Here is a 24777-nt window from a genome sequence, read left to right on the forward strand (position 1 = left end):
CCGGGCCCGCGGGTAACGTGACGCCGGTGCCCCGTCTCGCCGATCACCTCTCCGCGGTGCCGCCCTCGGGCATCCGCCACCTGTTCGAGATCGCGCTGCGGCTCGACGGAGTCACCCTCCTCGCGGTGGGCGAGCCCGACGTGCCGACCGCGCCGCACATCATCGAGGCGGCCCGGGCGGCGTGGGCGGCCGACGACACCCGCTACGGGCCCAACGGCGGAGTCCCCGAGCTCCGGCGGGCCATCGTGGAGAAGCTGGCGCGCGACAACGGCATCGAGGCGGACGTCGAGCAGGTGTGGGTGACCGTCGGCGCCACGCAGGCGCTGCACCAGGCGATGACGCTCCTGCTCGGCCCAGGCGACGAGGTGCTCATCCCCGACCCGGGCTACACCGTCTTCACGACCAACGCGCGGACCATCGGCGCCGTGCCCGTGCCGTACACGCTGCGCGCCGAGAACGCCTTCCTCCCCGATCCCGAGGAGGTCGAGCGCCTGATCACCGACCGGACCCGTGTCCTGATCGTCAACAGCCCGTCCAACCCGCTCGGCGTGGTGTTCCCGAGGGAGGTCCTCGGGCGCCTGCTCGACATCGCCCGGCGCCACGACCTGTGGGTGCTCAGCGACGAGGTCTACGAGTACTTCACCTACGGGCGCCCGCACGTGAGCCTCGCGGCGATCGCGCAGGAGCGCGGGGACGACGCCGACCGCGTCCTCAGCGTCTTCTCCTTCTCGAAGACCTACGCGATGACCGGCGTCCGCGTCGGCTACCTCGTGACGCCTCCCGGCTTCACGTCGATCATGGTCACGGTGCAGGAGGCGGCGATCAGCTGCGTCGCCACTCCGGACCAGCGCGCCGCCCTCGCCGCTCTGACCGGGCCGCAGGACGCGGTGGCCGCCGCCTCCGACCACTACCTCGCCAACCTGCGGCTCGCGACGGGCGTGCTCGACGAGCGGGGGATCGCCTACCGCGAGCCCGAGGGCGCGTTCTACCTGTGGATCGACATGGCGCACGCGACCGGCGGGGACGTCGCCTCGTGGGTCGAGTCGTTCCTCCTCGAGACCCTCGTCGCCGTCGCTCCCGGCAGCGCCTTCGGCCGCACCGGCGAGGGCTGGATCCGCGTCTGCCTCGCCGCTGACCCCGCGGCGCTGGAGCACGGGCTGCGCGCTCTCCCGACCCCGGTGCGCGGATGAGCGCCGCCGAGGTGCTGGTCCGGCGCGTCCGGGCGGAGGAGTACGACGAAGTCTCGCGCCTGCGGCTCGCCGCCTACGCCCACGACTACGAGCTGGGGGAGGAGTACGCCGCCGACGTCGCCGCGGTCGCCCGGCACGACGTCGAGGGCGAGGTCTGGGTCGCCGTCGAGGGCGACGGGCGGATCCTCGCCACGGTCACCACCGCGCGCCCGGGCGCGAACCTGTACGAGCTCGGGCGCCCCGGCGAGCTGGACTGGCGGCTGCTCGCCGTCGCCCCGGAGGCACGTGGGCGGGGTCTCGGGCGGCTGCTCACGGAGTTCGTCGTGATGCTCGCCGCCGAGCGGGGCCTCCAGCGGGTCGTGATGAACAGCGGCACGCTGATGACCACCGCGCACGCCCTCTACGAGAGCATGGGCTTCGTCCGCCTCGGCGAGCGGGAGAACCCGCCCGGCGTCGAGCCCACCCGCACCTACGGACTCGATCTGTAGCCGCCGGTCCCGGCCTCCGCCGCCGGGCATGGGACACTGGTCCCACGATGTCTCCACGTGCACACTCCGGGCTCGAGCCCGCCGCGACCGATCCGGCGTCCATCCGCAACTTCTGCATCATCGCCCACATCGACCACGGCAAGTCCACCCTCGCCGACCGGATGCTCGGCATCACGGGTGTCGTCGAGGACCGGGCGATGCGCGCGCAGTACCTCGACCGCATGGACATCGAGCGCGAGCGCGGCATCACGATCAAGTCGCAGGCCGTGCGGATGCCGTGGGAGCGCGACGGGCGCACGTTCGCCCTGAACATGATCGACACTCCGGGCCACGTCGACTTCTCCTACGAGGTCAGCCGCTCGCTGGCGGCCTGCGAGGGCGCGATCCTCCTGGTCGACGCGGCGCAGGGCATCGAGGCCCAGACGCTCGCGAACCTCTACCTCGCGCTCGAGAACGACCTCACGATCATCCCTGTCCTGAACAAGATCGACCTGCCGGCCGCGGACCCCGAGAAGTACGCGAAGGAGCTCGCGAGCCTCATCGGCGGCGACCCGGACGACGTCCTCCGCGTCTCCGGCAAGACCGGCATGGGCGTCGAGGCGCTGCTCGACCGCGTCACCGAGCTCATCCCGCCGCCCGTCGGCGACCCCTCCGCCCCTGCGCGCGCCATGATCTTCGACTCCGTGTACGACGCCTACCGCGGGGTCGTCACCTACGTCCGGATGATCGACGGCAAGCTCTCGCCGCGCGAGAAGATCCAGATGATGTCGACCCGCGCCACGCACGAGATCCTCGAGATCGGCGTGTCGAGCCCCGAGCCCGTCGCGACGCAGGGTCTCGCGGTCGGCGAGGTGGGCTACCTGATCACCGGTGTGAAGGACGTGCGCCAGTCGAAGGTCGGCGACACCGTCACCACGGCGTCGAAGCCCGCGACGCAGGCGCTGCCCGGCTACACCGAGCCGCTCCCGATGGTCTTCTCGGGCCTGTACCCGATCGACGGCAGCGACTACCCGGACCTGCGCGAGGCCCTCGACAAGCTCAAGCTCTCGGACGCGGCGCTCGTCTATGAGCCCGAGACGTCGGTGGCGCTCGGCTTCGGCTTCCGCTGCGGGTTCCTCGGCCTCCTGCACCTCGAGATCATCACCGAGCGCCTGCAGCGCGAGTTCGGTCTCGACCTCATCACCACGGCGCCCTCGGTCATCTACGAGGTCTCGACGGAGGACAAGAAGACCGTCACCGTCACGAACCCGAGCGAGTTCCCCGTCGGCAAGATCGCCGCCGTCACGGAGCCGATCGTCAAGGCCGCGATCCTCGCGCCGAAGGACTACGTCGGCACGATCATGGAGCTCTGCCAGAGCCGCCGCGGGACCCTGATCGGCATGGAGTACCTGGGCGAGGACCGGGTCGAGATCCGCTACCACATGCCCCTCGGCGAGATCGTCTTCGACTTCTTCGACAACCTCAAGTCCAAGACCGCCGGCTACGCCTCGCTCGACTACGAGCCCGCCGGCTCGCAGGAGGCCGACCTCGTGAAGGTCGACATCCTGCTGCAGGGCGAGCAGGTCGACGCGTTCAGCGCGATCGTGCACCGGGAGAAGGCCTACGCCTACGGCGTGCTGATGACGGGGCGCCTGCGCAAGCTGATCCCGCGTCAGCAGTTCGAGGTGCCGATCCAGGCCGCCATCGGCGCCCGGATCATCGCCCGCGAGTCGATCAGCGCGATGCGCAAGGACGTCCTCGCCAAGTGCTACGGCGGCGACATCACCCGCAAGCGCAAGCTCCTCGAGAAGCAGAAGGAGGGCAAGAAGCGGATGAAGATGGTCGGCCGCGTCGAGGTCCCCCAGGAGGCGTTCATCGCCGCGCTCTCGGGCGACGTCGAGACGAAGGACAAGAAGTAGGACTCCTCCAGCGGAGGCGCACCCCCCGAGAGGGGACCTGCGGAGAGGGGCCATTGCGGCGCCGATCGCTTCCCAGGTAGCTTTCGAGCGCTGGACGCGGCTGCGGATCGAGGACGATCCGCTCGGGGGCTGGAGCGTCGACGGTCGGCCCTCTCATCACGATCAAGGGGGAAGCCCGTGGACTCTGCACGCACGAGGAAGCACTGGATCAGATCGGGGGCGGCGCTGCTGGGCGTCGCAGCGGTGACGGCGGGATCGCTCGTCGCCGCCGCACCCGCATCAGCCGCGAGCCGTGAGGTGCAGGCGTCGCCCGCGCCCTTCGTCTGGGAGGACATCGACCAGTTCGGCGTCGCGAAGGGCCTGTCCGTCTCCTCCGACGCGGAGACCATCACCGTCGAGCTCCCGGCCGCGAGCGCGTCCGCCGGGTTCACGGAGTGGTCGCACCCGGGGTACGAGACCGTGGACTGGCGCCTCAGCACCAGCGATGCCGACTTCGTGTCGGGCTCCTCGGCCGTAGACGCCGCCGCCAACACCATCGAGATCCCGCTCGAGCGCACGGTGGGCTCGTTCGAGCAGCCCGCGTTGAGGCTCGACCTCACCGCGGAGGCGCCGCAGGCGGACGACGCCTACGTCCCCCCGGCGCTCGAGTCCACGACGGGCTTCGACCTCAGCGTCACCGCCGGCCTGACCGTCGCTCCGGCGAGCGGCGAGGACGCGGCCGTGGTCGACCTGTCCGCGACCACTCCGAGCTCGACCCGCCACGACGGCGTCTTCTGGGCCGGCGGCGGCAGCCTGACCGACGCGGGCGCCGGCGACGTCGTCGTCGTCGAGACGGGCGTGCCCGGCTTCTTCGGCACCTCCGTCCGGGCCACCGTCGGAACGGACGGCACCCCGGCGCTCGCCGCCCCCGCTAAGGTCCTCGACGACGGCTCGTCGGTCGCGGTGAAGCCGAACCAGGACTTCTACGACCGATACCAGAACTTCGGCGACACTTCGCTCACGGGCGCTCCCTCCATCCGCGTCACGGGAGCCGGCCGCGGTGTCGAGCAGCCGGCGGGCTCCGCCTTCGTCGTCCGGGTGCCCCTCAGGGTTGTCGCGTCGACGACTCCGCCGACCACCGGGCCGACCCCTGGCAACGGTCCGACGGTGACCCGCCTCGCGGGCACCGACCGCCAGGGCACCGCCGTCGAGATCTCGAAGGCGACCTTCGACACCCCCGGCGTCCCCGTCGTCTACATCGCCACCGGCGCGAACTTCCCCGACGCGCTCAGCGCCGGTCCCGCCGCCGCGAAGCAGGGCGGCCCGCTCCTCCTGGTCGACCGCGACTCGGTGAGCCAGGTCGTCCGCGACGAGCTCACCCGTCTCAAGCCCCAGCGGATCGTCGTCGTCGGCTCCGACCTCAGCGTCAGCGACGCCCTCGCCACCGACCTCGGCCAGTACGTCAACGGAAGGGTCTTCCGCCTCGGAGGCACCGACCGCTACGACACGTCGCGGAAGATCATCGAGAGCGCCTTCGACAGCTCGCCGAAGGGGGCCTGGATCGCGACCGGCGAGAAGTTCCCCGACGCGCTCAGCGCCACCGCCGCTGCGGGCAAGAACTCGGCCCCCGTCGTCCTCGTGAACGGCGGCCTCCCGGCGGCCGACCCGACCACTGTCGGGATCCTGAGGGGGCTCCGGCCTCCGGTGCTCACCATCGCGGGATCCGAGCTGTCGGTCAGCGCCGGCATCCAGAACTCCCTCACGGTGCCGGCCGGACCGCTCGTCACCCGCTTCGGCGGGGTCGACCGCTACGACACCTCGGAGCAGCTCAACCGGGCGGCCTTCCCCCGCGGGTCGAAGACCGTGTTCCTGGCCACCGGAGAGAACTTCCCCGACGCCCTGGCCGGAGCCGCGGCCGCCGGGCGCACGGGGAGCCCCCTCTTCGCCGTGCCCCCGACCTGCGTGCCGGTCAAGGTGCTGCAGGACATCAAGGCCGGCGGAGCGACGAGCGTCGTCCTCCTCGGCGGCACCGGCACCCTGTCCGACGCCGTCGCGAAGCTGACTCCCTGCAGCTGACCCGACCCGCACCACGACGAGGGCCCTCCTCCCGCTCTGGCGGGGGAGGGCCCTCGGTCGTTCCCGGCTCGGGACGCCGACGGTCGGATACGCTGGGTCGGATGGACAGCACCACCCGGCGCGCGGACTCGACGCGCGCCGCGCTCGAGGAGTCCGGGAAGAAGGTCGGGACGTGAGCATCCGCCGCTCCAACTTCGAGGGCCAGCCGCAGGTCACCTACGCGGCCGTCGGCGGCACTCTGGCACCCGACCTGCTCGAGTACCCGCCGGACGGCTTCACGGCCGAGCGCTTCGAGGCCCGTCTCGGCTCGGGCGACGAGCGCTTCGCCATCACCACCGCCTCCCTGATGACCTGGGGCGTGCAGCGCGGCAGCGGCATCGAGGTGACCGATATCACCAGCGGCAGCGGCGTGCAGTACACCGGCGTCAACTTCGACGCCGCGGGCACCCCGATCGACCTCGTCAGCCGGCCGACGGAGGAGCACTTCGCTCCCGACGGCACCCCCTACATCACCGCCGGCGTGACCGCCGTGCTCCGCGTGACCCTGCTCGGCCGCGTCTTCGACGCCCCGGTCCGCGTGGTCTACGTCGTCGACGAGCCCGACCAGGTCGGCTTCGCCTACGGCACCCTCGAGGGCCACCCCGAGAGCGGCGAGGAGTCCTTCGTCGTCGAGAAGCGCGCGGACGACTCGGTCTGGCTCGTCATCCGGGTCTTCTCGCGACCCTCCACCCGCCTCTACCGCCTGGGCGCGCCGGTGCTGCGCGCCGTGCAGAAGCGCCAGGTCGCCAAGTACCTGCGCGCGCTGCTGCCGGCGCGCGTCAGCTGACGTGGGGAGCGCCCTCCCGATCGCCGATCCTGCTCCGCTCGACGGCGGACTGCCCGCGTCCGTCGTCGACGGCGTGGAGCAGCGCGACCTCGGCCTCTACGTGCACGTGCCGTTCTGCCGGGTCCGCTGCGGGTACTGCGACTTCAACACCTACACGGCGACCGAGCTCCGCGGGGCGAAGCAGCAGGACTACGCCGACGAGGCGATCACCGAGATGGCTCTCGGTGCCGAGGTGCTCGAGCGCGCGGGCCTGCCCCGGCGCCCCGCCCGCACGGTCTTCTTCGGCGGCGGGACGCCCACCCTCCTGCCCGCCGGCGACCTGGTGCGGATGCTGGACGGTCTCCGCACCCACTTCGGGGTCGCGCCCGACGCCGAGGTCACCACCGAGGCGAACCCGGACTCCGTCGACGCCGCCTACCTCTACGCGCTGGCCGAGGCGGGCTTCACCCGCGTCAGCTTCGGGATGCAGTCGGCCGTGCCGCACGTCCTCGCCACGCTCGAGCGCACCCACGACCCGGAGCGGGTCCCGCTCGTGGTCGAGTGGGCGAGGGAGGCCGGCCTGCAGGTCAGCCTCGACCTCATCTACGGCACGCCGGGGGAGTCCCTGGCCGACTGGGAGCGGTCGCTCGACTCCGCGCTCGCCAACCGGCCGGACCACCTCTCGGCCTACGCCCTGATCGTGGAGGACGGCACGAAGCTCGCCCGGCAGATCCGCCGCGGCGAGGTCGCGACCCCGGACGACGACCTCACGGCCGACATGTACGAGCTCGCCGACGCGCGCCTGGCCGCTGCCGGGTACTCCTGGTACGAGGTCAGCAACTGGGCCCGCGACGACGCCCACCGCTCCCGGCACAACCTCTCGTACTGGCTCGGCCACGACTGGTGGGGCGTCGGCCCCGGCGCGCACAGCCACGTCGGAGGCGTGCGCTGGTGGAACGTGAAGCACCCGGCGGCCTACGCCGACCGGCTGAGCACCGGGGCCTCGCCCGCTGCCGGGCGGGAGACGCTCGACGCGGGTACGCGGCGTGTGGAGGACGTGCTGCTGCGCTCGCGCCTGGCGGACGGGCTGCCCATCGACGCGATCGACGCCGCTCGGCGCAGCGAGGTGGCGGGGCTCATCGCCGACGGCCTCGTCGACGGCCGGGCGGCGCTCGGCGGCCGGATCGTGCTGACCCTGCGCGGCCGTCTGCTGGCCGACGCGGTCGTGCGCCGTCTCACCGACGGCTGAGGCCGGATCCCGGGGCGGCCGACGCACGGCCGCCCCGGTTCCGCGGCTACTTGAAGAACGGGATGCTGAGCGGATACGTGTAGTACTCGCCCGCGCTGGCGCGCACCGAGGCGATGATCGCGAAGACGATCACCAGGATCGGCACGACCAGGAACACGATGAAGCCGACGAGGACGAAGGACAGGATCGTCCCGGCGACGTAGGCGATCAGCGTCGTCAGGTGGAAGTTGAGGGCCGTCTTGGCGTGCGCCTCGAGGAACGGTCCGCGCCCCTTGAAGACCAGGAAGACGATCAGCGAGGGCAGGAAGCTGAAGAAGATGCCGGTCACGTGCGTGACGATCGCCCAGGTCTTCTCGTCCGCCGGGTTCAGCGGCGGAGCCGGGGTCCCGTAGACGGGGGGCGGGGGAGGGGTGGCCGACATGATGGTCTCCGTTCCGGCGGCGGCGACGGGCGTCCCCCGTGCGCTCGGCGTCCATCGTGGCATGCGGCGACTCCCTCCGCACCGGGCCGCGCGGGACCTCCTCCTCGGGGATGACGGGGCTCCTCCCCGCGGCCCTGCAGGAGTGCACCCCGGCCGATCCCGGCGCAACCCCGCCGGGCGGTCCGCCTCCCGGTTATGATTGGCACTCAGAGTTGCGGAGTGCCAGGCTCCGCGCGGCGTCAGCGCCGCAGACGGTCGTGCCCGCGGGCACTCGGAGTCCGGCGGGAGGTCGGTCGTATGGTCACGGAGCGCGGTCTCCAGGTCCTGCGCGTGATCGTGCAGGACTACGTGGCGAACCGGGAGCCGGTGGGCTCGAAGTCGATCGTCGAGCGCCACGCGTTCGGCGTCTCGGCCGCCACCATCCGCAACGAGATGGCCCAGCTGGAGGAGGAGGAGCTGATCGCGGCTCCGCACACCTCGTCCGGCCGCGTGCCGACCGACAAGGGCTACCGCCTCTTCGTCGACCAGCTCGCCGACCTGCGCCCGCTCACCTCCGCGCAGCGCCAGGCGATCGAGACGTTCCTCGGGCAGAGCCCGGACCTCGACGAGGTGCTGGTCAAGACCGTCCGCCTGCTCTCGCAGCTCACCAACAGCGTCGCGCTCGTGCAGTACCCGTCGTTCGGAGCCGCGCGGCTGCGCCACGTGGAGCTCGTCGCCCTCGCTCCCCGCCGCCTCCTGTCGGTGCTGATCACCGACACCGGCCGGGTCGACCAGCGCGTGCTCGAGACCCCGGAGGACGTGGACGACGCGCTCCTCGGTGAGATCCGCGCGAAGCTCAACACGGCCGTGCTGGGCCTCGGGCTCCAGCAGGCGGCCGAGACGCTCGGCTCCGTCGCGGAGCGCTTCAGCCCCGAGCGGCGCCACGTGCTGACGCCGATCGTGCAGACCCTGCTCGAGCAGGTCGGCGCCAACCGGCAGGACCGCCTGGTCATGGCCGGCGCCGCGAACCTCGTCCGCACCGAGGAGGACTTCTCGGGCAGCATCTACCCCGTGCTCGAGGCGATCGAGGAGCAGGTGGAGCTGCTGCGCCTCTTCGCCGAGATGACCCCGGACCCCCGGGGCATCTCGGTGCGCATCGGCCGCGAGAACGCGCCGTTCGGGCTGCAGGAGACCTCGGTGCTCACGAGCGGCTACAACACCGCGGGCGGCCAGGTCTCGCGCCTGGGCGTGCTCGGCCCGATCCGGATGGACTACTCCGGCAACATCACCGCGGTGCGCGCCGTCGCCCGCTACCTCTCCCGCCTCCTCGGCGAGGAGTAGGCCCGACCTCCCGGCCCCCGCCGGATCCCCCGGTGCGCCGTGCCCGGCCCACCGACCCACGAACGAAGGACGAAGCCACCTGTGGCCGATCACTACGAAGTGCTGGGCGTCGACCGCGACGCCTCCGCCGACGAGATCAAGAAGGCGTACCGCCGACTCGCCCGCGAGCTGCACCCCGACGTCAACCCGAGCGCGGACGCCTCCGAGCGCTTCAAGCTCGTCACGCACGCCTACGACGTCCTGAGCGACGCCCAGCAGCGGGCTCAGTACGACCGCGGGCCCCAGGAGGGCTTCGGCGGCGGCGGCCAGGGCTTCGGCGGGTTCGGCGACATCTTCGAGACCTTCTTCGGGCAGGGCGCGCAGGGCTCGTCCCGCGGGCCGCGCTCCCGCCGCGAGCGCGGCCAGGACGCCCTGCTGCGCGTGGAGGTCTCGCTCGACGAGGTCATCTTCGGCACCCACCGCGACCTCGAGGTCGACACGGCGGTGCTCTGCGAGACGTGCCAGGGATCGTGCTGCCAGCCCGGCACCTCGCCGGTGACCTGCGACATCTGCCACGGCTCCGGCCAGATCCAGCGCACGGTCCGCTCGCTCCTGGGCAATGTGATGACGGCCAGCCCCTGCGGCACCTGCCGCGGCTACGGCACCGTCATCGCGACCCCCTGCTCCACCTGCCAGGGCCAGGGACGCGTCCGCGCCCGCCGCACCATCCCCGTCGACGTCCCCGCGGGAGTCGACACGGGCCTGCGCCTGCAGATGCCCGGCAGCGGCGAGGTCGGCCCGGCCGGCGGCCCCAACGGCGACCTGTACCTCGAGATCAAGGTCAAGCACCACGACGTCTTCAGCCGCAACGGCGACGACCTTCTCTGCACCCTCGAGGTGCAGATGACGGACGCGATCCTCGGCTCCACGGCGTCGCTCAAGGCGCTCGACGGCGACATCGAGATCGAGATCAAGCCGGGCACGCAGAGCACCGAGATCGTCACGATCAAGGGACGCGGAGTCACGCGCCTGCGCGGCAGCGGACGCGGCGACCTCCGCATCGGCATTCAGGTCGTCACCCCGACGAAGCTGGGCCACCGCGAGCGGGAGCTGGTCCAGGAGCTCGCGAAGCACTACAAGCCGCAGAAGCCCGCGCTGACCCACTTCCAGCAGGGCCTCTTCTCGAAGCTCCGCGACCGCTTCCTGGGCTGAGCCCGTGGCGCACCACTACATCGACGAGTCGCTGAACTCCGAGGGCTTCGTCGTCGGGGGCCGGCTCGCGCTCACCGGCGCGGAGGCACGGCACGCCGCGACCGTCAGCCGGATCCGCGCGGGCGAGAGCGTCCGGGTCGGTGACGGGCGCGGACTCGTCGCGACCGCGGTCGTCGAGAGCGCGGAGCCGGCGCGAGTGGTGCTCGTCGTGGAGTCGGTGCAGGAGTCCCCGGTTCCGTCCCCGCGCCTTGTCCTCGTCCAGGCCCTCGCGAAGGGCGACCGCGACGAGCTCGCCGTGCAGGCGGCGACCGAGCTCGGGGTGGACGAGGTCGTCCCGTGGCAGGCCGCGCGGTCGATCTCGCGGTGGTCGGGCCCGAAGGAGGAGAAGGGGCGCGAGCGCTGGCGGGCCATCGTGCGCGAGGCGAGCAAGCAGTCGCTGCGCCCCCGGGTGCCCGAGGTCGCGCCGCTCGAGCAGGTGCGCGGTCTCGTCGCGCGCGCCGCGACGTCCCGCGTGCTGGTCCTCGAGCCCTCGGCGCAGGCGCGGCTCTCCCAGGTGGTCCCGGACGGACGCGACCTGGTGCTCGTCGTCGGGCCCGAGGGCGGCATCGCTCCGGAGGAGCTGCGGCTGCTCGCGGAGGCGGGCGCCGAGGCCGTTGCGCTCGGCGACTCCGTCCTGCGCACCTCGACCGCAGGTCCCGCTGCCATCGCCGTCCTCTCGGCCCGCCTGGGCCGCTGGTGACGCTCCTCCACAGCCGCCTCGGGGCGCCGGAGCAGGGTGCCGTGGGCGAACGCGGCGCCCGTCGCGCACGGGCCCCGTTTAAGATGAGTGCATGAGCGAACCCACCGTCTTCACGCGCATCGTCCAGGGCGAGATCCCGGCCGATGTGGTGTTCGAGAACGAGCGCATCCTCGCGATCACCGACATCGAGCCGAAGGCGCCCGTCCACCTCCTCGTCTTCCCGAAGACCCAGGAGCACGCCACGGTCGCCGCCCTCGCCGCCGCCGATCCCGCCCTGCTCGCCGAGATGGTGCAGGTCGCCCAGTCGCTCGCCGACGCCCACAGCAACGGTCAGTTCCGCCTCGTCTTCAACTCCGGCGAAGAGGCGGGCCAGACCGTGTTCCACGTGCACGCCCACGTCCTGGGCGGCCACCAGACGGAAGGCTCCCTTGCCACCGGTTGAGAACACGGGCGCGAGCCCCGACGAGCGTCCCGCCCCCGGCGCGGACGCGTCCGAGACGACGCGGCGCGTCGTCGCCGTCGACGGAGTCGCGATGGTGCGCCTCCTCGGACCCCAGGACCGCCTCATCCGAGCGGTCGAAGGACGATTCCCCGATGTCCGGGTGCACGTGCGCGGCAACGAGGTGACGCTCGACGGCGAGCGCGAGCCCGTCGCCGCGGCGACGCGCCTGGTGGAAGAACTGGTGCGCATGACCGCGAGCGGGCACGATCTCGACCCGGAGGGCGTGCGCGAGTCCGCCCGCATCCTGCAGAACGGCGGGCCGGTGAGCCCGGCCGAGGCGTTCGGCCAGGCCATCCTCACGGCACGCGGACGGAGCGTGCGGCCCAAGACGCTCGGGCAGCGCGAGTACGTCGACGCGGTCGATCAGAACACCATCGTCTTCGGCATCGGCCCGGCCGGAACCGGCAAGACCTACCTGGCGATGGCGAAGGCCGTGCAGTCGCTGCAGCGCAAGGAGGTCGAGCGGATCATCCTCACCCGCCCGGCGGTCGAGGCGGGGGAGCGGCTGGGCTACCTGCCCGGCTCGCTCACCGACAAGATCGACCCGTACCTGCGCCCGCTCTACGACGCGCTGAACGAGATGATGGACCCCGAGATCGTCCCGAAGCTGCTCGCGGCCGGCACGATCGAGGTCGCGCCGCTCGCCTACATGCGCGGGCGCACGCTCAACAACTCGTTCGTCGTGCTCGACGAGGCGCAGAACACGACGCCCGAGCAGATGAAGATGTTCCTCACCCGCCTCGGATTCGGCTCCAAGATGGTCGTCACCGGCGACATCACCCAGGTCGACCTGCCGACCGGCGCGAGCGGACTCCGCCTCGTGACGCGCGTGCTCGACGGCATCGACGATATCCACTTCTCGCGCCTGACCAGCGAGGACGTGGTGCGCCACAGCCTGGTCGGCCGCATCGTGGACGCGTACACCGAGTACGACCAGCAGAAGCAGGCGCAGCACTTCGAGCGCGAGCAGGCCCGGGAGTTCGCGAACCGCGCCGAGCGCCGCGGCCAGGCCGCCCGCCCGCCCGGCGACCGCCAGCCTCCGCGCGGCTGAGCCCGCCCGCCCCTCCCGAACCGAAGGAAGACCCGCCCCCGTGAGCATCGAGATCAACAACGAGTCGAGCGTCCCCGTCGACGAGGCCGCCCTGCTGCGCCTCGCCGGCTACGCGCTCGACTCGCTCCACGTGCACCCCGACGCCGAGCTCGCGATCGTGCTGGTCGACGAGGGCGCGATGGAGCAGCTGCACGTGCAGTGGATGGACGAGCCAGGGCCGACCGACGTGCTCAGCTTCCCGATGGACGAGCTGCGTCCCGGGACCGAGGACGAGCAGACCCCCGCGGGGCTCCTCGGCGACATCGTGCTCTGCCCGCAGGTCGCCCAGTCCCAGGCCGAGTCGGCCGGCCACTCCGTGCTCGACGAGCTGCAGCTGCTGACCGCCCACGGGCTCCTGCACCTGCTCGGCTTCGATCACGCCGAGCCGGAGGAGGAGCGCGAGATGTTCGGCATCCAGCGCGACATCCTGGTCGGCTTCCACATCAGCGAGCGACGCCGCTAGAGCGCGCCGTGCCCACTCTCCAGCTCCTCATCGCCGCCCTCGCGCTCGTCGCCGTCGGCGGCTGGTTCGCCGCGACCGACGCCGCCCTCGGCGTCCTCTCGCGCAGCGACCTGCTCGACATGGCCCAGCACTCCCGCAGCGCCCGCGCTCTCCGCGCGATCGCGGGCGACATGAGCGCCCACGTCAACGTCGTCAACTTCTCGCGGATCGCGGCCGAGACGACGGCCGCGGTGTTCGTCACCACGGTGCTGGTCGTCGAGGTCCCGCAGCTCTGGCTCGCGCTCCTGCTGGCGGTCCTGATCATGGCGGCGGTCTCGTTCGTCCTGGTCGGCTCCAGCCCCCGCAGCGTCGGGCGCGCCAACGCCCGCGCGGTCCTGTCCACCAGCGCCTCGCTCGTGCACGTGCTCCGGCTCGCGCTGGGTCCGGTCGCGCACGGGCTCGTGGCCCTCGGTAACCGGGTGACCCCGGGAACCGGGCGCTCGGCGGGGTTCTCCTCCGAGGAGCAGCTGCTCAGCATGGTCGACGAGGCGACCGAGCAGGACGTGCTCGAGCAGGACGACCGCGAGCTGATCCACTCGATCTTCGAGTTCAACGACACCTTCGTCCGCGAGGTGATGGTGCCCCGCACCGACATGGTGACGATCGAGGCGACCTCCTCCGTCGGCGCCGGCATGGGGCTCCTGCTGAGCCGCGGCATCTCCCGGCTCCCCGTCATCGGCGACGGCGTCGACGACGTCCTCGGCGTGCTCTACCTGCGCGACGTGGCCCGGCACACCTACGAGCGGCCGGACGACGACGACACGGTCGCCGATCTCGCGCGCCCCGCGCTGTTCGTGCCCGAGTCGAAGAAGGCCGACGAGCTGCTCCGCCAGATGCAGCTCGAGTCCAACCACCTCGCGATGGTGGTCGACGAGTACGGCGGCATCGCGGGCCTGGTGACGCTCGAGGACCTCATCGAGGAGCTCGTCGGCGACATCTCCGACGAGTACGACCGCGAGGTCGACCTCTTCGAGGAGACGGCGCCCGGGGTCTACCGCGTCTCGGCGCGCCTGCCGGTGGACGAGCTCGGCGAGCTGTTCGAGCTCGACCTCGAGGACGACGACGTCGACTCGGTCGGCGGACTGCTGACCAAGGCCTACGGGCGCCTCCCCGAGCGCGGCGCGACGGCGCGGATCGGCGGAGTGCTGCTCGAGGCCGAGCAGGCGGACCCGCGCCGTGGGACCATCTCCACGGTGATCGTCCGCCGCGATCCCGATCTGGACACCGCCGGCGAGCCCGGCACCGGCCCCGTCGCGATCATCGCGGACGGCGGCACCACCACCCCCAGCCCGAGCACGGCTCCCACCCGCGGAGCCACGGGCGATCAGCACGAGGACGCACGATGACCGACACCACTCCCGCCGCCGCTCCCTACCGGGCGGGCTTCGTGTCCTTCGTCGGCCGCCCGAACGTGGGCAAGTCGACGCTCACGAACGCCCTCGTCGGCGAGAAGATCGCCATCACGAGCTCGAAGCCCCAGACCACGCGGCGCGCTATCCGCGGAGTGGTGCACCGCACCGACGGCCAGCTGATCGTCGTCGACACCCCCGGCATCCACCGGCCGCGCACGCTCCTCGGCGAGCGGCTGAACTCGCTCGTCACCTCGACCCTCGGCGACGTCGACGTCATCGGGATGCTGTTCCCGGCGGACGAGCCGATCGGCCCCGGAGACCGCTTCATCAACGAGCAGCTCGACTCCTTCCCGCGCGCCCGGAAGGTCGCGATCGTCTCGAAGGTCGACCTCTCCTCGAAGAAGTCCGTGGCGAAGCAACTGCTCGCCGTCTCGGAGCTGCGCGAGTGGGACACGATCGTGCCGATCTCGGCCGTGACCGAGGAGCAGCTGGACGTCCTGGCCGTCGAGCTCCTGCGCCTGATGCCCGTCTCGCCCGCCCTCTACCCGGAGGAGGCGGTGACCGACGAGGACCTGTCCTCGCGGATCGCCGAGTTCATCCGCGAGGCCGCCCTCGAGGGCGTCTCGGACGAGCTGCCGCACTCCCTCGCCGTGACGCTCGACGACATGGTCGAGCGCGAGGACGGCTCGCTGATCGACATCTACGCCAACGTCTTCGTGGAGCGCGACAGCCAGAAGGGCATCATCATCGGCAAGGGCGGCCAGCGTCTGCGCGAGGTGGGAGCCGTCTCCCGCGAGCAGATCGAGCGCCTGCTGGGCCGCCGCGTGTTCCTCTCCATCCGGGTGAAGGTCGCCAAGGAGTGGCAGCGCGACCCGAAGCTGCTGGGGCGCCTGGGCTTCTGACGCCGGAGGACGACGGCGGTCACCCTCCAGGACGACGCCCCCGGGCGCGCGGACCCGTAGCGTGGTCCTCATGCGCGCCCTCCTCGACCGACCGGCGGCCCTGCCGATCGCCGGGGCGCTGCTCGCCGCCCTCCACCTGCTGCTCGGGCTCACCGGGGTCACTCCGACCGAGCGGATCGCCGGCGGCCTCGTGCTCGCGCTGGCCCTCGCGGTCGCGGGATTCCTGCCCGCGCTCGCCCCCTCGCTCGTCGCGGTCGGCGCGCTCGCCGACGGAGGCGTCCTGCTCGGCGGCGTCCCCGTCGACGGGGTCCTCGTCGGCCTGGTCGTCCTCTGGCAGACGACCCGCCGGGTGGGCCCCTGGACCCGTGCCCTGGCGCTCGCGGGCGGCCTGATCCTCGCCGGGATCGGCGGCGTCACCGTCGCGCTCGGCCTCTCCGGCCCGCTCGATCCGTCCGGGCTCCCGGCGCGCGTGGAGTTCGTGGTCCTCGCCCTGGTCGCCCTCGCGGTCGCCTCCGTGCTCGGTGCGGCGAAGGTCCTCGTGTACCTCAACGCGCTGCGGGCGCCGGTCCTCGCGGGCGATCGGATCGACGCGCTGCTGACCCGGGTCGCCGGTCCGCAGGACCCCTTCGCGGTGGGGGTCGCCGGTGGTCAGGCGCTGGTGCTCCTCCTCGTCGCCGGCCTCCCGTTCGCCGGGGTGGACGGCGCGATGCAGCTGCTGGTCGCGGGCGTGCTCGCGGTCGCGCTGGTGCTGCACCGGCGGTCCCCGGTCCTCGCCCTCTCGATCGCCTGGGCCGGTGCCGCCCTCCAGATGAGCGCGAGCCTCGCTCCCGGACCCGCGGATCTGGCCATCCTGGCCGTCCTCTTCGGCGCCGGCGCGTCGGAGTCGCGGCGGGTGCGGATCGCGGGCGCGGTGTCGGCCGTCCTCGGCGCCGTGGTCGCCGTCGTCTACCTCGTCCTGGTCTTCGACCTCGTCGCGAGCGCCTACGACGGCCTGCTGTCGGCCGGCGCCACCTTCGGCGGGATCCTCGCGACGCTCGGCCTCTCCTGGACCATCGGACTGCTCTCCCGCTCGGTCCGCCGGGCGCGTGAGGGCCAGACCCTGCGCGCGCAGGCCGAGCAGGAGCGCGCCCGGGCGCAGCGCGAGCTCGACACCGTGGAGGAGCGCAACCGGATCGCCCGCGACATGCACGACGTCGTCGCCCACTCCCTCGCCGTCGTGATCGCGCAGGCGGACGGCGCGCGCTACCTCGGCGCCACCAGCCCCGAGCAGACCGACGCCGCGCTGCTGACCATCTCCTCCGTCGCCCGGGACGCCCTCGGCGACGTGCGCGTGCTCCTCGCCCAGCTGCGGCACTCGCAGAGCGACGGCCCGCAGCCCGGCGCGCGCGACCTACCGGCCCTCCTCGACAGCGTGGGCGGAGCCGGAGCCCCCGTCCGCGCCGAGCTCGCCGTCGACCTGGAGGCGGTGCCGCGCGCCGTCGGTCTGGCCCTGTACCGCATCGCCCAGGAGGCGACCACGAACGCTCTCCGCCACGGCCGCCCGGGCTCGCCGCTCGACATCGCCCTGCGCCAGGACGGCGGCGAGCTCGCCCTGACCGTGCGCAACGCCCGGTGCGCCGACGTCGAGCGCGACTCCCTGCCGGGCGAGGGCCACGGACTGGTCGGCATGCGCGAGCGCGCCGCGCTCGTCGGGGGAGTGCTCGCCGCCGGCCCGGTCGGGGACGACTTCGTCGTCGACGCGCGCCTGCCCTCCTCCCCGTCCCTCGCCCGCACCGCCCTACCCCTCGCCTCCGGAGGCAGCCCCGCATGACCGACACCATCCGCCTCGTCCTCGTCGACGACCAGGCCCTCTTCCGCGCCGGCATCCGCATGCTGCTCGGCTCGCAGCCCGACCTCGAGGTGGTCGGCGAGGCCTCGGACGGGGCGGAGGGCGCGGAGCTGGTCGCGCGGCTGGCCCCCGACGTCGTGCTGATGGACATCCGGATGCCGGGCGTCGACGGGATCGAGTCGACCCGGCGGATCCTCGCGGACGCGCAGGAGCGGCGGGTCGAGCCTCCGCGCATCCTCGTGCTGACCACCTTCGACCTCGACGAGGCCGCCGCGCGCGCCATCCGGGCGGGTGCGAGCGGCTTCCTCCTGAAGGACACGGAGCCCGGCTTCCTCCTCGCCTCCGTCCGCACCGTGCACGCGGGGACCGCCGTGGTCGCCGCCTCCGCGACCCGCGAGCTCTTCGAGCACTTCGGAGCGGCGGGCAGCGGACGCGAGACCCCGCCCGCCTTCGCGACCCTCACCGACCGCGAGCGCGAGATCTTCCACCTGGCCGCGCGGGGGATGAGCAACACCGAGATCGCGCGCGCCGAGTTCCTGAGCGAGGCGACGGTGAAGACGCACATCAGCCGCACCCTCGGCAAGCTCGGCCTGCGCGACCGCGTGCAGCTGGTGGTCTACGCCTACGAGAACGGCCTGGTCTCCTAGAGCGGGACGCCGGGGTGACGCGCCGCGGGGGCGGTGCTACCCTGACCGGGTGCGCTTCGGACAGCTCCTCCTTCTCCGCCGCGACGAGATCTGATCCTCAGGCCATCCTCGTCGCGGAGTCCGTCGTCGGCTGAACCATCCCTCGCCCGCGTCGTCGATCCGCATCCGGATCCCCGCGAGACCGCCCGACCGGCACCGCCCACCAGCGGAGCCGCACGCGAGCGGGATCGGTCACGAGCGAGAACAGACACGTGCGCACCACTGCGCCGGGAGAGCACCTCATGCTGAACAACCAGAAGCCGTCGCCCATGCCGATCGGCAAGTACCGTCCCTTCCACGAGCTGATCGCCGTGGACCTGCCCGACCGCACCTGGCCGTCGAAGCGCATCACGACCGCGCCCCGCTGGTGCGCCGTGGACCTCCGCGACGGCAACCAGGCGCTCATCGACCCGATGAGCCCCGACCGCAAGCGCATCATGTTCGATCTGCTGGTCCGGATGGGCTACAAGGAGATCGAGGTCGGGTTCCCGAGCGCGAGCCAGACCGACTTCGACTTCGTGCGCAGCCTCATCGAGGAGGGCGCGATCCCCGAGGACGTCACCATCCAGGTGCTGACCCAGGCCCGCGACCACCTGATCGAGCGCACCTACGAGTCGATCCGCGGCGCGCGCCAGGCGATCGTGCACCTCTACAACTCCACGAGCGTGCTGCAGCGCGAGGTCGTGTTCCGCAAGGACCGTCAGGGCATCATCGACATCGCGCTGGCCGGCGCCCGCAAGTGCCGCGAGATGGAGTCGACCGTCCCCGGCACGGCCGTCTACTACGAGTACTCGCCCGAGAGCTACACCGGCACCGAGCTCGACTTCGCCCGCGAGATCTGCGACCGGGTCGTCGAGGTCTTCGAGCCGACTCCCGAGCGCAAGGTCATCCTGAACCTGCCCGCCACCGTCGAGATGGCCACCCCGAACGTCTACGCCGACTCGATCGAGTGGATGAGCCGCAACCTCGCGCAGCGCGAGAACGTCGTGCTGTCGCTGCACCCCCACAACGACCGCGGTACGGCCGTGGCGGCGGCCGAGCTGGGCTACCTGGCCGGTGCCGACCGGATCGAGGGCTGCCTCTTCGGCAACGGCGAGCGCACCGGCAACGTAGATCTGGTCGCGCTGGGCGTGAACCTCTTCACCCAGGGGATCGACCCGCAGATCGACTTCAGCGACATGGACGGCATCAAGCGCACCGCCGAGTACTGCAACCAGCTGCCCGTGCCCGAGCGCAGCCCCTGGGCGGGCGACCTGGTCTTCACCGCCTTCAGCGGCTCGCACCAGGACGCCATCAAGAAGGGCTTCGAGGCGATGCAGGCCGAGGCCGAGCGGACCGGCCGCAGCGTCGACGAGCTCACCTGGGCCGTGCCCTACCTGCCGGTGGACCCGAAGGACCTGGGCCGCTCCTACGAGGCGGTCATCCGCGTCAACTCGCAGTCCGGCAAGGGCGGAGTCGCGTACCTGCTGAAGACGGACCACGCGCTCGACCTGCCGCGCCGACTGCAGATCGAGTTCTCGGGGGTCGTGCAGGCCAAGACCGACGCCGAGGGCGGCGAGGTCACGAGCGAGCAGATCTGGACGGTGTTCCAGGACGAGTACCTGCCGGCGCCCGCCGAGCGCGCCGACGAGAAGTGGGGCCGCTTCGAGCTGCTGCGCACGAACACGTCGAGCGATCTGGGCGGCAGCATCGCGCTGGACGCGGTCCTCCGGGTGGGCGACGAGCGCGTCTCGGCCAGCTCGCGGGGCAACGGCCCGATCAACGCCTTCGAGGCCGTGCTGGAGCAGCAGGGCGTCGAGGTCCGGGTCCTCGACTACGTCGAGCACGCGCTCAGCGCCGGCGGCGACGCGCTGGCCGCCTCGTACGTCGAGTGCACGGTGAACGGCCGCACCCTGTGGGGCGTGGGCGTGGACGCCGACATCTCGACCGCCTCCCTCAAGGCCATCGTCTCGGCCGTCAACCGCGCCCTGCGCGAGGAGGTCCCGGTCCGCGAGCTGGCCGGCGCCTCCGCCTGATCGGGCCCGATCCCCGCCGGGGGAGCCGTGATGCGTCGCGGCTCCCCCGGCGTTCCCGTGCGCGGACCGCGCGAGACTCCGCTCCCTGCGTCCGGGTCGGCCGCCGCTATGTCCGGCGGCGCCAGCGCAGACGCGGCACCCCGCTGAGCGCGCGCTGCTCGGGCAGGCTCCAGCCGTAGCGGACCGCGAGCAGGCGGATGACCGTGGTCAGGCCCACCGCGAGCGGCGCGGCGAAGTCGATCGTCACTCCGAAGCGCAGCGCGAGGACCAGGACGCCCGTGCCCACCGAGGCGGCGACCGCGTAGAGCGAGCCGACGTGCATCAGCGCGATCGGCCGGTTCAGCAGGATGTCGCGGACGACGGATCCGCCGACGGCCGAGACGGTGCCGACGAACACGGCCGGCACCTCCGGCACGCCGAGCGACAGGGCCTTCGTGGTGCCGATCGCGCCGAAGAGCCCGAGGGTCAGCGCGTCGAGGGCGGTGATCGTCCCGTCGACCCGGTTCAGCAGGTGCTGGAGCAGCATCCCGAGCAGGGAGGCGGTCACCGCGACGATCAGGTACGCGTCGGTGTGCAGGGCCACCAGGGGCGTCTGGAGCAGCAGATCGCGGAGCACGCCGCCGCCGAGGCCGGTGGCCGTGCCGATGATCGTGACGCCGAGCAGGTCGATCCGGCGGTCGCGGAACTCGCCCGCGAACATCGCGCCCTGGAGGCAGCCGATGGCGATCGCGAGCAGGTCGGCCCAGGCCGGGATCTCGAAGAGGGAGGCTGCCACCCGGACATCGTTCCACGGCGCGGGCCCTGCTCCGGCCGGGCTGCCAGCCGGGTGTCGGGGGTCGGGGGGATAATCGGAGGATGCCCACCTATCGCGACGAAGCCGTGGTGCTCCGCACGCACAAGCTGGGCGAGGCCGACCGCATCGTGACGCTGCTCTCGCGCAGCCACGGCAAGATCCGCGCGGTGGCGAAGGGCGTGCGCAAGACCGGCTCCAAGTTCGGCTCGCGGCTCGAGCCGTTCATGGTCGCCGACCTCCAGCTCTACGAGGGCCGGAGCCTCGACATCGTCACGCAGGCCGAGTCGCTCGGCGCCTACGGTGCGCTGATCGCCGCCGACTACGACAGCTACACGGCCGCGAGCGCGATGGTCGAGACGGCGGACCGCCTCACCGACGCGGACGCCTCCCTGCAGCAGTACCTGCTGCTCGTCGGGGCCCTGCGATCGCTCTCGAAGCACGAGCACGAGCCGGTGCTGACGCTCGACTCCTACCTCCTGCGGGCGCTCTCGATCGCGGGCTGGGCGCCCAGCTTCGAGGACTGCGCGCGCTGCGGCGCCCCCGGGCCCCACGGCGCGGTCGTGGTGCAGCTCGGAGGCGTCGTCTGCGCCGACTGCACGCCGCCCGGAGCACCGCGGGTCGCTCCGGAGGTCGTGGTCCTGCTGGGTGCGCTGCTCACGGGAGACTGGGCCCACGCCGAGACCACCGAGCCGACCACGCGGTCGCGGGCGAGCGGAGTGGTCGCCGCCTACACGCAGTTCCACCTCGAACGCGGTCTGAGATCCCTGGAGCACGTCACCCGATGAAGCCCTTCACCCACAAGGACGCCGAGCCGTACCGCCCTCTCGACTGGACCGGGATCCACCCGCCCGCGATCCCGCGGAAGGCCGTTCCGGGGCACGTCGCCATCGTGATGGACGGGAACGGCCGCTGGGCGAACTCCCGCGGCCTGACTCGGATCGAGGGGCACAAGCGCGGCGAGACGGCGCTGCTGGACGTCGTGGCCGGGGCGATCCAGATCGGCGTGAAGCATCTCAGCGTCTACGCGTTCTCGACCGAGAACTGGAAGCGCTCGCCCGAGGAGGTGCGCTTCCTGATGGGCTTCAACCGCGATGTGCTGCACCGCCGCCGCGATCAGCTCAACGAGTGGGGCGTGCGCATCCGCTGGGCCGGCCGGAAGCCGCGCCTGTGGGCGTCGGTGATCAACGAGCTGCAGTTCGCCGAGCGGATGACCGCGGACAACGACGTGCTGACGCTCACCATGTGCGTCAACTACGGCGGGCGCACCGAGATCGCCGACGCGGTGCAGCGGCTCGCCGCCGAGGTCCAGGCGGGGCGGCTCAAGCCCTCCGGCATCTCCGAGAAGACGATCGCCCGGGCGCTCTACGTGCCCGAGATGCCGGACGTCGACCTCTTCGTGCGCTCCTCCGGCGAGCAGCGCACCAGCAACTTCCTGCTCTGGCAGAGCGCCTACGCCGAGATGGTGTTCCTCGACCGGCTCTGGCCGGACTTCACGCGGACCGACCTCTGGGACGCGATCGAGCACTACTCCGGCCGCTCCCGTCGCTTCGGCGGCGCGGTCGACGTCCCGGGGGCCTCCTCGTGATCCGGGCCGGGATCGTCGGCTTCGGGCTCGCCGGCAGCGTCTTCCACGGTCCGTTCCTCGCGGCCGATCCCGCTTTCGAGGTCGTCGCCGTCTCCACCCGCGACGCCGGTCGGAGGGCCGCGGCCTCCGCCGCGCATCCGGAGGCCCGGATCGTGCCCGACCTCGACGCGGTGCTCGCCGAGCGGCCGGAGCTGGTCGTGCTCGCCTCGCCGCCGTCGGTGCACCGGGAGCAGGCCGTCCGGGTGCTCGAGGCCGGTGTCGCCGTCGTGATCGACAAGCCTTTCGCACCGAGCACGGCCGACGCGGACGCGATCATCGCCGCCTCCGAGCGGAGCGGTGCGCCCGTCTTCGTCTTCCAGAACCGGCGCTGGGACGCCGATCTGCTCACCCTCCGCCGCCTCCTGGGCGAAGGGGTCCTCGGCGAGGTCCTCCGCTTCGAGTCGACCTTCGAGCGCTGGAGCGCGCCGAAGACGGGCCGGTGGCAGAGCGAGACGGGTCCGGCCGAGGGTGGCGGGATCCTCTTCGATCTCGGCAGCCACCTGGTCGACCAGGCGCTGCTGCTGTTCGGCCCGGCGGTCGTCACGGCGGCCGAGACCCGGACCGTCCACGAGGGCTCGGCGAGCGAGGACGATGCGTTCGTCTCGCTCCTGCATCACAGCGGCGTCCGCTCCCACCTCACCATGAGCCGCGTCGCCCGGGCGACCGGCCCCCGCTTCCGCGTGCTCGGCACCCGCGCCGCCTTCAGCGTCGACGGCCTCGACCCGCAGGAGACCGCGCTCCGCACCGGCGGCGCCCGACCGGACGACGACGGCTTCGGCGAGGTCGCGCCCGAGGGATGGGGCGTCCTCGTCGACGACTCCGGCGCACACCCCGTGCCGAGTGAGCGGGGACGCTACGCCGCGTTCCTCGAGCAGGTCGCGCGGTCGCTCCAGGACGGCGCTCCCTCGCCGGTCGACGTCTGCGAGGCCCGCGAGGTCGTCGCCGTGCTCGAGCAGGCGCACGCCCTCGCCGCCCGCTGACCGGGCCCGCCGCCGACGCGCCCGGTCGCTCCCCGGTGTTGGCGATCCGGCTCCGGAGCGTCATCCTCGAGAGGTGAGCACCGCACTGCCGAACTCCGCCGACCTGCGCGCGCGCTTCGCCGGTGCCCGCGGCTACCACAACGCCTGCACCCTCGGCCTGCCGCCGCGGGAGACCGTCGAGGCGCTGCGGGCGGACCTCGACGGCTGGTCGTCCGGGGAGAGCACGGCCGCCGCCTACGGCGCTGTCGCCGAGCGCGCGCGTGCCTCGTTCGCCGCGATCGCCGGGGTCCCGGTCGACCGGGTCGCGATCGGCTCGCAGACCTCCGCCATGGCCGCCGTGCTCGCCGCCTCGCTGCCCGACGGGGCCCGCGTGCTCTGCGTGGACGGCGACTTCTCCTCCATCGTGTTCCCCTTCCTCGCCCAGGCGCACCGCGGAGTGACCGTGCGCTCCGTCGCGCTCGAGGCGCTGGCCGACTCCGTCGAGGACGGGGACGACCTCGTCGTCTTCTCCGCCGTGCAGTCCAGCAGCGGAGCGCTCGCCGATCTCGACGCCGTCCTCGAGGCGGCCGCGCGCCACGGAGTGCGGACCGCGTGCGACCTGACGCAGGCGGCCGGCGTCCTGCCGGTCGACGCCTCCCGCTTCGACGCGACCCTCACCCACGCCTACAAGTGGCTGTGCTCGCCGCGCGGAGTGGCGTTCCTCACCGTCTCGCCCGCCTACGCGGCCGAGCTCGTCCCCGTGCAGGCGGGCTGGTACTCGGGGGAGGACGTGTGGTCGTCCTGCTACGGACCGGCCATGCACCTGGCCGAGAACGCCCGCCGCTTCGACGTCTCGCCGGCCTGGCAGGCGTTCGCCGGCGCCGAGGCGTCGCTCGCTCTGTTCCGCTCGCTCGACCTCGACGCGGTCTGGGCGCACGCCTCCGGCCTCGGCGACCTGCTGTGCGAGCGGCTGGACCGGGAGCCTCAGCACCGGGCGCTCGTGTCCTGGCCGGACGAGGGGGGAGCGGACCTGGAGCTGCTGCAGGCCGCGGGTCTGCGCGTCTCGGGCCGCGGCGGCCGGCTCCGCATCGCCTTCCACCTCTGGAACGACGAGTCCGACGTGGACGAGCTCGTCCGCGTGCTGCGGGAATAGCGGGGCGCCCCCTCC

At 72.6% G+C, this 24777-nt stretch carries 23 protein-coding genes; 21 read left to right on the forward strand and 2 right to left on the reverse strand.

Features of this window, described 5'->3' with window-relative positions; all coding sequences use genetic code 11:
- Positions 1-26 precede the first annotated feature (26 nt).
- The 6 genes from GTU71_RS03305 (at position 27) to hemW (ending at position 7685) form a co-directional block, all read left to right on the forward strand.
- Positions 27-1190, forward strand: a complete 1164-nt coding sequence (locus GTU71_RS03305) for an aminotransferase class I/II-fold pyridoxal phosphate-dependent enzyme (RefSeq protein WP_159939307.1) — start codon at positions 27-29, stop codon at positions 1188-1190.
- Positions 1187-1678, forward strand: coding sequence for a GNAT family N-acetyltransferase (locus GTU71_RS03310; protein ID WP_104248214.1), 492 nt, complete (start codon positions 1187-1189; stop codon positions 1676-1678). Before GTU71_RS03305 ends, GTU71_RS03310 begins: the two co-directional genes overlap by 4 nt.
- Positions 1679-1725: 47 nt before the next feature.
- Positions 1726-3576 (forward strand): translation elongation factor 4, encoded by a 1851-nt coding sequence (gene lepA / locus GTU71_RS03315; RefSeq protein ID WP_104223127.1) that lies wholly within the window; start codon positions 1726-1728, stop codon positions 3574-3576.
- A gap of 177 nt (positions 3577-3753) precedes the next feature.
- Complete coding sequence (locus tag GTU71_RS03320) at positions 3754-5631, forward strand: cell wall-binding repeat-containing protein (RefSeq protein WP_159939308.1); 1878 nt, start codon at positions 3754-3756, stop codon at positions 5629-5631.
- A 172-nt stretch (positions 5632-5803) separates the two neighbouring features.
- Positions 5804-6457, forward strand: a complete 654-nt coding sequence (locus tag GTU71_RS03325) for a DUF1990 domain-containing protein (RefSeq protein ID WP_244229440.1) — start codon at positions 5804-5806, stop codon at positions 6455-6457.
- Between the two features lies 1 nt (position 6458).
- The gene (gene hemW, locus GTU71_RS03330; protein WP_159939309.1) at positions 6459-7685 is read left to right on the forward strand and encodes a radical SAM family heme chaperone HemW; all 1227 of its coding nucleotides are present in this window, start codon (positions 6459-6461) and stop codon (positions 7683-7685) included.
- A 46-nt stretch (positions 7686-7731) separates the two neighbouring features.
- Here hemW and GTU71_RS03335 read toward each other — a convergent pair whose 3' ends face one another.
- On the reverse strand, positions 7732-8169 hold the full coding sequence (locus GTU71_RS03335) for a DUF4870 domain-containing protein (protein WP_244229439.1): 438 nt from the start codon (positions 8167-8169) through the stop codon (positions 7732-7734).
- A gap of 234 nt (positions 8170-8403) precedes the next feature.
- Between GTU71_RS03335 and hrcA the strand changes: the two genes are divergently transcribed.
- The 11 genes from hrcA (at position 8404) to leuA (ending at position 20233) form a co-directional block, all read left to right on the forward strand.
- Positions 8404-9426 carry a heat-inducible transcriptional repressor HrcA gene (gene hrcA / locus GTU71_RS03340; RefSeq protein ID WP_104223131.1) on the forward strand — a complete coding sequence of 341 codons (1023 nt, stop codon included), beginning with the start codon at positions 8404-8406 and terminating at the stop codon, positions 9424-9426.
- 81 nt (positions 9427-9507) lie between these two features.
- Positions 9508-10617, forward strand: a complete 1110-nt coding sequence (gene dnaJ, locus GTU71_RS03345) for a molecular chaperone DnaJ (RefSeq protein WP_104225203.1) — start codon at positions 9508-9510, stop codon at positions 10615-10617.
- 4 nt (positions 10618-10621) lie between these two features.
- Positions 10622-11356, forward strand: a complete 735-nt coding sequence (locus tag GTU71_RS03350) for a 16S rRNA (uracil(1498)-N(3))-methyltransferase (RefSeq protein ID WP_104353186.1) — start codon at positions 10622-10624, stop codon at positions 11354-11356.
- 91 nt (positions 11357-11447) lie between these two features.
- Positions 11448-11798: an HIT domain-containing protein gene (locus tag GTU71_RS03355; RefSeq protein WP_104225201.1), complete on the forward strand. Its 351-nt coding sequence runs from the start codon at positions 11448-11450 to the stop codon at positions 11796-11798.
- Positions 11799-11889: 91 nt separating this feature from the next.
- A complete protein-coding gene (locus GTU71_RS03360) occupies positions 11890-12909 on the forward strand; it encodes a PhoH family protein (protein WP_104225204.1) in 1020 nt (339 codons plus the stop codon).
- Between the two features lie 40 nt (positions 12910-12949).
- Positions 12950-13411, forward strand: coding sequence for an rRNA maturation RNase YbeY (gene ybeY, locus GTU71_RS03365; RefSeq protein WP_104223424.1), 462 nt, complete (start codon positions 12950-12952; stop codon positions 13409-13411).
- Positions 13412-13419: 8 nt separating this feature from the next.
- Positions 13420-14796, forward strand: coding sequence for a hemolysin family protein (locus GTU71_RS03370; protein ID WP_104223425.1), 1377 nt, complete (start codon positions 13420-13422; stop codon positions 14794-14796).
- On the forward strand, positions 14793-15704 hold the full coding sequence (gene era / locus GTU71_RS03375) for a GTPase Era (protein ID WP_104223426.1): 912 nt from the start codon (positions 14793-14795) through the stop codon (positions 15702-15704). The genes GTU71_RS03370 and era overlap by 4 nt, the downstream gene beginning before the upstream one ends.
- A gap of 70 nt (positions 15705-15774) precedes the next feature.
- Positions 15775-17514, forward strand: coding sequence for a histidine kinase (locus tag GTU71_RS03380; RefSeq protein ID WP_159939310.1), 1740 nt, complete (start codon positions 15775-15777; stop codon positions 17512-17514).
- Positions 17511-18179, forward strand: coding sequence for a response regulator transcription factor (locus GTU71_RS03385; protein ID WP_104234459.1), 669 nt, complete (start codon positions 17511-17513; stop codon positions 18177-18179). Before GTU71_RS03380 ends, GTU71_RS03385 begins: the two co-directional genes overlap by 4 nt.
- Before the next feature lie 281 nt (positions 18180-18460).
- Positions 18461-20233: a 2-isopropylmalate synthase gene (leuA, locus tag GTU71_RS03390; protein ID WP_159941084.1), complete on the forward strand. Its 1773-nt coding sequence runs from the start codon at positions 18461-18463 to the stop codon at positions 20231-20233.
- A 106-nt stretch (positions 20234-20339) separates the two neighbouring features.
- Here the strand turns inward: leuA and GTU71_RS03395 are convergent, their stop codons facing one another.
- Positions 20340-21008: a TRIC cation channel family protein gene (locus tag GTU71_RS03395; protein ID WP_159939311.1), complete on the reverse strand. Its 669-nt coding sequence runs from the start codon at positions 21006-21008 to the stop codon at positions 20340-20342.
- Positions 21009-21088: 80 nt separating this feature from the next.
- Here GTU71_RS03395 and recO point away from each other — a divergent pair, with 80 nt between their 5' ends.
- From recO to GTU71_RS03415, 4 genes are all read left to right on the forward strand, one after another.
- Positions 21089-21811 (forward strand): DNA repair protein RecO, encoded by a 723-nt coding sequence (gene recO / locus GTU71_RS03400; protein WP_104223431.1) that lies wholly within the window; start codon positions 21089-21091, stop codon positions 21809-21811.
- A complete protein-coding gene (locus GTU71_RS03405; protein WP_104238220.1) occupies positions 21808-22611 on the forward strand; it encodes an isoprenyl transferase in 804 nt (267 codons plus the stop codon). Before recO ends, GTU71_RS03405 begins: the two co-directional genes overlap by 4 nt.
- Complete coding sequence (locus GTU71_RS03410) at positions 22608-23630, forward strand: Gfo/Idh/MocA family oxidoreductase (RefSeq protein ID WP_159939312.1); 1023 nt, start codon at positions 22608-22610, stop codon at positions 23628-23630. Before GTU71_RS03405 ends, GTU71_RS03410 begins: the two co-directional genes overlap by 4 nt.
- 73 nt (positions 23631-23703) lie before the next feature.
- Positions 23704-24762, forward strand: coding sequence for an aminotransferase class V-fold PLP-dependent enzyme (locus GTU71_RS03415; RefSeq protein ID WP_104283503.1), 1059 nt, complete (start codon positions 23704-23706; stop codon positions 24760-24762).
- Positions 24763-24777 lie beyond the last annotated feature (15 nt).

This window comes from Rathayibacter sp. VKM Ac-2762, from assembly GCF_009866585.1.
Lineage (GTDB): Bacteria > Actinomycetota > Actinomycetes > Actinomycetales > Microbacteriaceae > Rathayibacter.

Coding starts and splice junctions, on each gene's coding strand:
- lepA (WP_104223127.1), top strand. CDS start 1,726: ATGTCTCCACGTGCACACTCCGGGCTCGAGCCCGCCGCGACCGATCCG.
- hrcA (WP_104223131.1), top strand. CDS start 8,404: ATGGTCACGGAGCGCGGTCTCCAGGTCCTGCGCGTGATCGTGCAGGAC.
- GTU71_RS03385 (WP_104234459.1), top strand. CDS start 17,511: ATGACCGACACCATCCGCCTCGTCCTCGTCGACGACCAGGCCCTCTTC.
- GTU71_RS03405 (WP_104238220.1), top strand. CDS start 21,808: ATGAAGCCCTTCACCCACAAGGACGCCGAGCCGTACCGCCCTCTCGAC.
- GTU71_RS03335 (WP_244229439.1), bottom strand. CDS start 8,169: ATGCCACGATGGACGCCGAGCGCACGGGGGACGCCCGTCGCCGCCGCC.
- GTU71_RS03355 (WP_104225201.1), top strand. CDS start 11,448: ATGAGCGAACCCACCGTCTTCACGCGCATCGTCCAGGGCGAGATCCCG.
- leuA (WP_159941084.1), top strand. CDS start 18,461: ATGCTGAACAACCAGAAGCCGTCGCCCATGCCGATCGGCAAGTACCGT.
- era (WP_104223426.1), top strand. CDS start 14,793: ATGACCGACACCACTCCCGCCGCCGCTCCCTACCGGGCGGGCTTCGTG.
- recO (WP_104223431.1), top strand. CDS start 21,089: ATGCCCACCTATCGCGACGAAGCCGTGGTGCTCCGCACGCACAAGCTG.
- GTU71_RS03360 (WP_104225204.1), top strand. CDS start 11,890: ATGGTGCGCCTCCTCGGACCCCAGGACCGCCTCATCCGAGCGGTCGAA.
- GTU71_RS03310 (WP_104248214.1), top strand. CDS start 1,187: ATGAGCGCCGCCGAGGTGCTGGTCCGGCGCGTCCGGGCGGAGGAGTAC.
- GTU71_RS03380 (WP_159939310.1), top strand. CDS start 15,775: ATGCGCGCCCTCCTCGACCGACCGGCGGCCCTGCCGATCGCCGGGGCG.